General features: G+C 74.3%; 10 protein-coding genes and 1 pseudogene. 8 read left to right on the top strand and 3 right to left on the bottom strand.

All coding sequences use genetic code 11. The annotated features are described in order from the left end of the window. The 3 genes and pseudogenes from DEP02_RS24235 to DEP02_RS24225 form a co-directional block, all read right to left on the bottom strand. Window positions 1-397: pseudogene (locus DEP02_RS24235) on the bottom strand (hypothetical protein); the annotation flags it as partial. A 19-nt stretch (window positions 398-416) separates the two neighbouring features. Beyond that, window positions 417-1,358 (bottom strand): hypothetical protein, encoded by a 942-nt coding sequence (locus tag DEP02_RS24230; RefSeq protein ID WP_112469805.1) that lies wholly within the window; start codon window positions 1,356-1,358, stop codon window positions 417-419. Then, on the bottom strand, window positions 1,355-1,837 hold the full coding sequence (locus DEP02_RS24225; RefSeq protein WP_198668564.1) for a hypothetical protein: 483 nt from the start codon (window positions 1,835-1,837) through the stop codon (window positions 1,355-1,357). Before DEP02_RS24225 ends, DEP02_RS24230 begins: the two co-directional genes overlap by 4 nt. Window positions 1,838-1,961: 124 nt before the next feature. Here DEP02_RS24225 and DEP02_RS24220 point away from each other — a divergent pair, with 124 nt between their 5' ends. The 8 genes from DEP02_RS24220 to DEP02_RS24185 form a co-directional block, all read left to right on the top strand. Then, window positions 1,962-2,855, top strand: a complete 894-nt coding sequence (locus tag DEP02_RS24220; RefSeq protein ID WP_112469804.1) for a CBS domain-containing protein — start codon at window positions 1,962-1,964, stop codon at window positions 2,853-2,855. An 87-nt stretch (window positions 2,856-2,942) separates the two neighbouring features. Then, window positions 2,943-4,118, top strand: a complete 1,176-nt coding sequence (locus DEP02_RS24215) for a 4Fe-4S dicluster domain-containing protein (RefSeq protein ID WP_112469803.1) — start codon at window positions 2,943-2,945, stop codon at window positions 4,116-4,118. Continuing rightward, a complete protein-coding gene (locus DEP02_RS24210; RefSeq protein WP_438947791.1) occupies window positions 4,115-4,573 on the top strand; it encodes a cyclic nucleotide-binding domain-containing protein in 459 nt (152 codons plus the stop codon). Before DEP02_RS24215 ends, DEP02_RS24210 begins: the two co-directional genes overlap by 4 nt. Beyond that, the gene (locus tag DEP02_RS24205; RefSeq protein WP_112469802.1) at window positions 4,570-5,388 is read left to right on the top strand and encodes an FAD/NAD(P)-binding protein; all 819 of its coding nucleotides are present in this window, start codon (window positions 4,570-4,572) and stop codon (window positions 5,386-5,388) included. Before DEP02_RS24210 ends, DEP02_RS24205 begins: the two co-directional genes overlap by 4 nt. Window position 5,389: 1 nt before the next feature. Further along, window positions 5,390-6,283: an NADH-quinone oxidoreductase subunit B family protein gene (locus DEP02_RS24200; protein ID WP_112469801.1), complete on the top strand. Its 894-nt coding sequence runs from the start codon at window positions 5,390-5,392 to the stop codon at window positions 6,281-6,283. Continuing rightward, entirely contained in the window at window positions 6,280-7,641 is a 1,362-nt protein-coding gene (locus DEP02_RS24195) for a Ni/Fe hydrogenase subunit alpha (RefSeq protein WP_112469800.1), read from the top strand. Before DEP02_RS24200 ends, DEP02_RS24195 begins: the two co-directional genes overlap by 4 nt. Then, window positions 7,638-8,156 carry a hydrogenase maturation protease gene (locus DEP02_RS24190; protein WP_112469799.1) on the top strand — a complete coding sequence of 173 codons (519 nt, stop codon included), beginning with the start codon at window positions 7,638-7,640 and terminating at the stop codon, window positions 8,154-8,156. Before DEP02_RS24195 ends, DEP02_RS24190 begins: the two co-directional genes overlap by 4 nt. 82 nt (window positions 8,157-8,238) lie before the next feature. Further along, window positions 8,239-9,384, top strand: a 1,146-nt coding sequence (locus DEP02_RS24185; RefSeq protein WP_112469798.1) for a GAF domain-containing protein, incomplete at its 3' end; no start/stop codon positions are given.

Here is a 9,384-nt window from a genome sequence, read left to right as displayed (position 1 = left end):
CACCGCCGGCCGCGGCGAGCCGACGCGCGAGCCGCGGCACCTCGGCGGCGGGGCACCACCCCGCGAGCGCGGCGACCTCTCCGCGCACGACGGCGCCCCGAGCGCGCTCCTCCAGCTGTGCCTCCCCTGCGAGCAGGCTGAGATCCCGGTGTTGTTCGAGCTCGTCCAGGTCGGGGGCGGCAAGGGCCAGGGAGGCGTCCTCACGGGCGGGGACCGCCGTGCCGACGGGAGCGGTCGCCGGAGTTCCGGGGCGAGCCTGCAGCCGTTGCAGCCGCCGGGCCGCCGCACCCGGGGCCGCCTCCTCCACCCGGTCCAGTTCGACGCAGCCCGCCTCGGCGATCCGTACCAGCGTGTCCCGCAGCGCCAGGTGCGGGACGACCACTGCCACGCGCCGCATCCGAACCGGCGTCAGCACCTCAGACCAGGGCATCCCATTCCTCCAGCGGACGTCCGCCCCGGGCCGCCGACTCCAGGGCGGCCCGTACCCGCCAGGCGTCCACGGACAGCACCGCGACCGCCCCCACGACCGTCCGGGACCCGTGGCGGCCGTCGCGCAACGCCGCGGAGCCGTCCTGATGGAGCGTCCGCCACCAGTGGGCCTCGGCCCGCCACAGCTCGCCGGGTCCCTCGACGTCCTCCAGGACCCGGCGGGCCGTGGACGGCAGACTGTCGCGGAAGTCCGCGAAGGACGCCGCGTCGACGGCGTGCGACCCCAGCAGGGCCACGGCGTCGCGGCGCACGGGCGCCGGCAAGGAGCGCTGCTGCACGAACCGTTCGCGGGCCGTCAGCAGGGCGGCGCGCCCCTGTGCCCAGTGACGCGCGGACGGTACGACCGCGGCGGTCCGCCGGGCGGCCGCCATCCGCATGCCGGTGATCAGGGCCCACGGTGTCTCCGCTCCGGGATCGCCCCAGGGCGAGGCCGCGAGCGCGGCACGCAGCTCGGCGGGCGTCGCGGCGCGTTCGAGGGAACGCCAGGCGGTTTCCAGGGCGCCGAGCCGGTACGGCTGCCATGTCGCGGCCTCCGGACCCGTACCGGGGTCACCCCGTACCGGCAGACGGGAGGCGACGTTGGCGATCTCGAACCCCGAGACCAGCGGCCGGAGCAGGCGGGCGCCGCCCCGGGGCAGCCAGCCCGCCAGCACGCGCAGGTGCCACAACAGCGTGGCGGCGACCGCCCGCTGTGCCTCGGGCAGGGTGACCGTCGCCCGCGCGTACCTGCCGTACGGTGTCCCGGCCAGGCGGTGCAGCGCATCGCCGAGTGAGGTGCTCGCCGCGATCTCGCGTGCCCCGGCGCGTCCCGGGCAGCGACCGGTCAGCGCACGGACCCGGACCACCGCCGCGACCCATCCGGCACTCACGGCGCTCCCTCCGCCCGGTCCGTGAACCGCAGAGCGTCCGCCACGACCCGGTCGATCAGGGCGGGCATGCGCTCCCGGGCCCGCTCCCGCACCCGCGAGGCGGCGCGGTCCCCGGCCGAGCGGATCTCCCGCACCTCCCCCCGCGCGGCACGGCGCACCGACACCGAGGCCTCCTGCCGCACCTGCGGAACCCGGGCCCGCGCCGCCGTCACGATCTCGGCCGCCTGCCGGGCCGCGCTCTGCCGCACGGCCTCGGCCTCACGGTCCGCCGCCGCGCGGATCCGGGCCGCCTCCCGCTGAACGTCCGCCAAACGGGCGAGCGGCGGCTCCAGTTCCGCGGCACGCTCCGCCGCCCGGTCGGCGGGGACCCCGGTGACGGTCGCTCCCGGGGTGCCCGTGGGGCGGAACCGGGCGAGGAAGTCCCGCAGGCTCATCACGAGGTCCTCCCGCTGGTCGGTCTGCCCCTTCCCCAGTCTCACCGCTTCCCGGCGAGCCCGCACCGGATGGGGCACGGCACTGCTCCACCAGGGCCGTTCGGCTCTTGGCCCGGGGAGGTGGAGCGCGAGACTGGGAGTGGACAGCCCGAGGAGTCCGGAGGTTGCCATGAACCAGCGCGAGAACTACTCCGCGGGTGCCGAGGCCCGTCACACCGTGCCGTCGCACACCTGGAGTCCCCGCGAGGAAGCGAGGCAGGAGCAGCTGCTGCGGTACCTGGGCGCCGTCGCCACGGTGTCGGCCAGGCACGCGGGCGTCGAGCCGCAGGCCACGCCCGCCCCGACCACGCGCACGGGCCCGGAGGAGGCTCCCCGGGAGGCCGGCGGGCCCCTCGGGGAGCGGCCGCCGCAGCACACCGAGCCCGAGGCTCCGCTGGTGCGGGACGTGATGGACGTGCCCGCCGTGTCCATGCGGGACGACCTGCCCTGCCGGGACATCGCACGCCTGCTGGCGCGAGAACACGTCGGCGCGGTTCCCGTGGTCGACGCCGACGACCGGGTGGTCGGAATGGTGTCCGAGTCCGATCTGCTGGCGAAGGTCGCCTTCGAGGCATCCGGCCGCCGCCCCGGCCACCTCGGCAGGCTGCGGGGGCGCAGGCTCCACGAGAAGGCCCGGGCCGAGACGGCGGCGGACCTGATGACCAGCCCCGCGATCACCGTACTGCCGGGGGCGACCGCCGCGGAGGCGGCCTGGCTCGCGGCGCTGTCGCGGCTGAAGCGGATCCCGGTCACCGACCACGACGGCCGTCTGGTCGGCGTCGTACGCCGCAACGCACTGCTGCAGGCGCTGATCAGGGACGACGAGGGGATCCGCAAGGAGATCGAGGCGAAGATCCACGCCTTCTGCTCCCCGGCCGACCGCGCCACCGTCGCCGTCACGGTGCGCGACGGGGTGGTGGACCTGACGGGCCGGATGTCGCAGGCCGCGATGGCCAGGCTGGTGGCGGAGGTGGAGGACATCGACGACGTGGTCGAGGTGAACAACCACCTGACCGTCGCCTGACGCCGTCCCCCGGACACCGACGAGTGGACACCGTCCCCCGGACAACGACGAGCCGTACCCGTCTTTCGCGGTGCGGAAGGAGAGACCATGCACACGGACACCGACGTGAACACCCCGGCGCCCGCCGCGTCCGAGGAGAAAGTGATGGGCAAGGACGGGATGGCCGCCCTGGTGGGCGCCCTGACCGGACGCGGATACACCGTGGTCGGCCCCACCGTGCGGGACGGCGCGATCGTCCTGGCGGAGCTGGAGTCGGCCGACCAGCTGCCCTACGGATGGGGTGTGGAGCTTCAGGCCGGACAGTACCGGCTGCGCCGGCGGCCGGACGGCGCCGCCTTCGCCAACGCGGCGGGACCCCAGTCGTGGAAGACGTTCCTGCACCCGTCGCGAGTACGGCAGTGGTCCGCCGACCGCGTGGGCGAGGAGACGGTGTTCACCGCCGACCCGTCCCCGCCTCCCCGGTACGCGTTCCTCGGGGTGCGCTCCTGCGACCTGCGGGCCGTCGCGATCCAGGACCGGGTCCTCACCGGAGGGCCGCACCGCGACCCCGTCTACCAGGGGCGCCGCTCGGGAGCGTTCCTGGTGGCGGTGGAGTGCACCGAGCCCGGCGGCACCTGTTTCTGCGTCTCGATGGGCACGGGGCCCGCGGCCGGCCCCGGCTACGACCTGGTGCTGACCGAGGTGGTCGACGACGACGGTCACCGCTTCTGGATCCGCAGCGGCAGCCGGGAGGGCGCCGAGGTCCTCGCGGAACTTCCGGCCCACCCCGCGGACTCCGCCACCCGGGAGGCGGCGCGCGCCGGCGTCACCGCCGCCGCGGAGCGCATGGGACGGACCATGCCCGAGGCCGACCTGCGGGAACTGATGGCCGGCACACTGGACGCCCCCCGCTGGGACGACGTCGCCGGACGCTGTCTGACCTGCGGCAACTGCACCATGGTGTGTCCCACGTGCTTCTGCACCACCACCGAGGACGTCACCGACCTGACCGGTGACCACGCGGAACGGTGGCGGCTGTGGGACTCGTGCTTCGACCTCGACTTCTCCCATCTGCACGGCGGCCCGGTCCGCGCCTCCACACGCAGCCGCTACCGGCAGTGGATGACCCACAAACTCGGCACCTGGTACGACCAGTTCGGCTCCTCCGGCTGTGTGGGCTGCGGTCGCTGCATCGTGTGGTGCCCGGTCGCCATCGACATCACCGAGGAGGCCGCCGCCCTGCACGACTGGACCCGGTCCCGGCCACCGGAGGATGCCTCGTGACCGGCCTGCCGACGCCCCTGGACCTCCTGTCGGCCGCACAGAGTGAACGGCTGCTGGCCATCGGGCTGGACGTCTCGTTCCCGGCCGGCACGAGACTGTTCGACGAGGGCGGGAAAGCCGACCGCTTCTGGCTGCTGCGCGCCGGCGAGGTCGACCTCGACATCCACGTCCCCGGCCGGCACCCGGCACCCGTGGTGGAGACGCTCGGCCCGGGCCAGATGCTGGGCTGGTCGTGGATCGCCCCGCCGTACCGCTGGAACCTGGGGGCCCGGACGACGACCGCGGCCCGGGCGACGGAGTTCCCCGCCGGCCCCGTCCTCGACCTGTGCGCGGCCGACCCCGCACTCGGCTACGCCCTGATGCGCCGCTTCACCGAGGTCGTCGCCGAACGCCTGCAGGCCACCCGCATCAGGCTGCTGGACCTGTACGCGCCGTACGGAAGCCGTCCGGCATGAGCACGGTGACGCCTCCGCTGCCGTACCGGGTCGCCGCCACGGAGCCGGAGACGGCCGACACCCGCTCGGTCGAGCTGGTGCCGGCCGGGCGGGAACTTCCGCCGTTCTCGCCCGGCCAGTTCGCGATGGTCTACGCCTTCGGAGTCGGCGAGGTGCCCGTCTCGGTCAGCGCTCTGCGCGGCCGGCACGGGGGGCTGGTGCACACCGTGCGCGCGGTGGGCGCGACCTCCACGGCGCTGTACCGGCTGCGCGAGGGGGACACCGTGGGACTTCGCGGCCCGTACGGCACCGGATGGGACCTGGACGCGGTGGCCGGCCACGATGTGCTGGTGATCGCCGGCGGCATCGGGCTGGCCCCGCTGCGGCCGGTGGTGCACACGGTCCTGGACCGGCCCGCGGCGTACGGCCGGCTCGGCGTCCTGGTGGGCGCCCGCACCCCCGACGACCTGATCCACCGGAAAGAGATCGACGACTGGCGCGGCCCGGCCGCGGTGGGCGTGACCGTCGACCGCCCCGGCCCCGGCTGGCACGGTGCGGTGGGGGTCGTCACCGCCCTCCTGGACCGGATCGACCTCCGGCCGGACCGTACCTGCGCGCTGGTGTGCGGACCCGAGGTGATGATCCGCCACACCGCGCGCGCCCTGACCGGCCGGGGCGTCCCCGCACACCGCGTCCAGGTGTCGCTGGAACGCAACATGCGCTGCGCCACCGGCCACTGCGGCCACTGCCAGCTCGGCCCGCTCCTGCTGTGCCGCGACGGCCCGGTCATCGGCTACGACCGCGCCGAACCACTGCTCACCGTACGGGAGTTGTGAGATGGACACGAACACGAACACCGGACCGGACACCGACCCCCGGCCGACGCTCGCCGTGTGGAAGTTCGCCTCCTGCGACGGCTGCCAGCTGACCCTGCTCGACTGCGAGGACGAACTGCTCGCCCTCACCGACCGGGTACGCGTCGAGCACTTCCTGGAGATGTCCTCCGCCGAGGGCCCCGACGGGGAGCGCGCGGACCTGACCGGCCGGGGCCCCTACGACCTCTCCCTGGTCGAGGGATCCGTCACCACGCCCGAGGACGCCGAGCGGATCCGGCACATCCGGCGTGTCTCCCGGCGCCTGGTGACCATCGGAGCCTGCGCCACCGCGGGCGGCATCCAGGCGCTGCGCAACTTCGGGGACGTCGCCGAGTTCCGGGCCGCGGTCTACGCCCGCCCGGAGTACATCTCCACGCTTCGGACCTCGACCCCGATCTCGGCACACGTACCGGTCGACTTCGAACTGCGGGGCTGCCCCATCGACCGCCGCCAGCTCCTCGAGGTCATCACCGCCCACCTGGCCGGACGCAAACCCAACATCTCCGGCCACAGTGTGTGCTTCGAGTGCAAGAGGCGCGGCACCACCTGCATCACCGTGGCCCACGGCACACCCTGCCTGGGCCCGGTCACCCACGCCGGGTGCGGCGCCATCTGCCCGGCGTACGGACGCGGCTGCTACGGCTGCTTCGGGCCGAGCGAGGGCCCCAACCTGCGCTCCATGGTCGGACAACTGCGCCACGACGGGATGAGCGAGCGCGACGTCCTGCGTGTCTTCCGCACCTTCAACGCCGCCGCGCCGGAGTATGCCCCCGTACCCGACCTCACGGCCGAGGCACAGGACTGCCCCCAGGACAGGACGGGCAGGACGGACACCACCCCGGAAGGGCCCGTATGAGCCATCGCGGATCCCGCGTACTGCGGCTGGACGCACTGGCCCGCGTGGAGGGCGAAGGCGCCCTCCACCTGCGCGTCCACGACGGCACGGTCGCCGAGGCGCGGCTGCGTATCTACGAACCCCCACGGTTCTTCGAGGCGTTCCTCGTCGGCCGGGGACACACCGAACCACCGGACATCACCGCACGGATCTGCGGCATCTGCCCGGTCGCCTACCAGATGAGCGCCTGCCGGGCGATCGAGAACGCCTGCGCCGTCACCGTGGACGGCCCCCTCGCCCAGCTGCGCCGGCTGCTGTACTGCGGCGAGTGGATCGAGAGCCACACCCTGCACATCCACCTGCTGCACGCCCCCGACTTCCTCGGCCACCCGAGCGCGGTCGAACTCGCCCGCGAGGACCGCGCGGCCGTCGAGCGCGGCCTGAGGATCAAGCAGGCCGGCAACGCGATCCTGGAACAGCTGGGCGGCCGTCCCATCCACCCGGTCAACGTCCGCGTCGGCGGCTTCTACCGGACGCCGGCCCCCCAGGAACTGCGTCCACTGGCCGAACGGCTCCGGCAGGTCCGCGAGGACGCGCTGGAGACCGTGCGCTGGGTGGCCGGATTCGACTTCCCCGACGCCGTGTGCGGCCACGACCTGCTCGCACTGCGCGATCCGGGTCGCTACGCCATCGATTCCGGAACACCCACGGCCATGGCGGCCCCCGACGACAGTGACGCCGAGCCGGGCCCCGCACTCCGTGAGTTCCCCGTGACCGACTTCGAGCAGCACGTGCACGAAGAACAGGTACCGCACTCCACGGCCCTGACCGCCATCCTCGACGGGCGCCGCCACCTGACCGGCGCACTGGCCCGCTTCGCGATCAGCGGACGTTGGCTGCACCCCACGGCGGCCGGGGCCGCGCGCGAGGCCGGACTCGGCGACCCGGCCGCCGGCACCGTCTGCCGCAACCCGTTCCGCAGCATCGTCGTACGCGCCGTGGAAGTGGTGCACGCCCTCGAGGAAGCCCTGCGGATCATCGACGCCTACGAGCCACCGCCCCGGGCGGCCGTCGACGTCCGGCCGCGGAAGGCGGTCGGCACCGGCGCCACCGAGGCACCGCGCGGACTGCTCTACCACCGCTACGCCCTGGCCGAGGACGGCACGCTCTCCGCGGCCCGCATCATCCCGCCCACGGCCCAGAACCAGTCGGCCATCGAGGAGGACGTGCGCCGGGCCGTCCAGTCACGCCTGGACCGTCCGGGCCCCGCCGCCGGCGACGAGGAGCTCGCGACCCTGTGCGAGCGGGCCATCCGCAACCACGACCCGTGCATCTCCTGCTCCGCCCACTTCCTCGACCTGACCGTGGAGCACACATGACCGGCCGGACCGTCGTGATCGGTGTGGGCAACGTCTTCCGCCGCGACGACGGCGCCGGACCGGCGGTGGTGGAAGCACTGCGCGACCGCGTTCCCGGCGACACCGTACTGGCGGTCAGCGACGGCGAGCCCGGCCGGATGCTCGATCTGTGGCACGGCGCCGACACCGTGGTCGTGGTGGAGGCCGTCCGCGGCCGGCCGGCCCGGCCCGGCCGGCTGCACACCCTGTCGGCCGCCGAGGCGGCCGCGGGCGGTTCGGCGAGCACCCACGCCCTCGGCCTGGGGGAGTGCTTCGCCCTGGCGGAAGCCCTGGACCGGCTCCCGCGGGAACTCGTGGTGCACGCCGTCGAGGCGTCGGACGTCGGACTCGGCCCGGGCCTGAGCGAACCGGTGCGCGCGGCCCTCCCCGAACTGATCGACCGTGCCGCCGTCACCGTACGGAAGGCACGCGAGCGCCGCCTCCGGGAGAGGGACGCCGCCGGAGACGCGGAGGGCGGCCGGACGGCGACGGGATGACCTGCCGCCCCTGTGCCGCACCGCTACTGTGACAAGGGGAGGAACAGCCTTCGGTACGTCGCGGGGGCCTGGAGGAACACCGGTGGGAAGCTCCGAGGAGTCCGGGGTGGCCGGGGAGGCCCGTGTGCGGCTGCCGCAGCTGCGGCTGGACGAGCTGCTGGAGGAGTTGCAGGCACGCCTGGACGCCGCCCGCGAGACCCGGGACCGGGTCCAGAGCCTGCTGGAGGCGGTGCTCTCCGTCGGCCGGGAGCTGGAGCTGACGCAGGTGCTGCGCCGAATCGTGGAGGCCGCCGCGACCCTGGTCGACGCGGAGTACGCGGCGCTGGGCGTGATCGGTCCGGACGGCAGGCGGCTGTCGGCGTTCCACACCGTCGGCGTCGGTGAGGAGGTCATCGTCCGGATCGGCCCGCTCCCGGAGGGGCACGGCATCCTGGGCGAGCTGATCCGCAACCCCGAGCCGCTGCGCACGGCGAAGCCGGCCGAGCACCCCTCGTCGTACGGCCTCCCGGCCCACCACCCCGCGATGAGCAGCTTCCTCGGCGTCCCGATCCGGGTGCGGGACCAGGTCTTCGGCAACCTGTACCTGACCGAGAAGCGGGGCGGGGGCGAGTTCGACGAGGAGGACGAGTCGCTCCTGTCCACGCTCGCGGTGGCGGCGGGTGTCGCCATCGACAACGCGCGGCTGTACGAGGAGTCCCGGCTGAGGGAGCGCTGGCTGCGGGCGAACGCGGAGATCACCCACAGCCTGATGTCGGGCGCCGCCCCCGCGGAGGTCCTCAAACTGATCGCGGAACGCGCGCGGGAGATCACCGGTGCCGCCCTGGCCGCCATGTCCACACCCGTGGAGAACACCGACACGCTCACGGTGGAACTGGCCATCGGGCAGCAGGCGGAGGCGCACCGCGGTCTGGTCCTGCCCGTGGAAGGCACCCTCACGGGGCGGGCGTTCGCCGGCGGGGCACCGGTGAGCAGCCGGGACGTCGCCCACGATCCGCGGGTCTCGGCCGGCCCGCCGAGGTTCGCCGGGCTGGGTCCGGCGGTGGCGGTTCCCGTCGGCTCCGGCGAGCACGTCCGCGGGGTCGTCCTGCTCGCCCGGGAGACGGACGCCGACGACTTCTCCGACCAGGAGCGGGAGACGCTCAAGAGCTTCGCCGCGCAGGCCGCCCTCGCCATGGAGCTGGCCGAGCGCCGCCAGGACGCCGAGCAGATCGCCCTGCTGGAGGACCGC

It is taken from the genome of Streptomyces triticisoli, assembly GCF_003270085.1.
GTDB lineage: Bacteria > Actinomycetota > Actinomycetes > Streptomycetales > Streptomycetaceae > Streptomyces > Streptomyces triticisoli.
The sequence above is the reverse complement of the archived record's forward strand: the minus strand, read 5'-3'. Positions and strand labels throughout refer to the sequence as shown.

Excerpts from the sequence above, each read along its gene's own strand:
- DEP02_RS24195 (WP_112469800.1), top strand. The coding sequence starts at position 6,280 with ATGAGCCATCGCGGATCCCGCGTACTGCGGCTGGACGCACTGGCCCGC.
- DEP02_RS24215 (WP_112469803.1), top strand. The coding sequence starts at position 2,943 with ATGCACACGGACACCGACGTGAACACCCCGGCGCCCGCCGCGTCCGAG.
- DEP02_RS24205 (WP_112469802.1), top strand. The coding sequence starts at position 4,570 with ATGAGCACGGTGACGCCTCCGCTGCCGTACCGGGTCGCCGCCACGGAG.
- DEP02_RS24220 (WP_112469804.1), top strand. The coding sequence starts at position 1,962 with ATGAACCAGCGCGAGAACTACTCCGCGGGTGCCGAGGCCCGTCACACC.
- DEP02_RS24190 (WP_112469799.1), top strand. The coding sequence starts at position 7,638 with ATGACCGGCCGGACCGTCGTGATCGGTGTGGGCAACGTCTTCCGCCGC.
- DEP02_RS24200 (WP_112469801.1), top strand. The coding sequence starts at position 5,390 with ATGGACACGAACACGAACACCGGACCGGACACCGACCCCCGGCCGACG.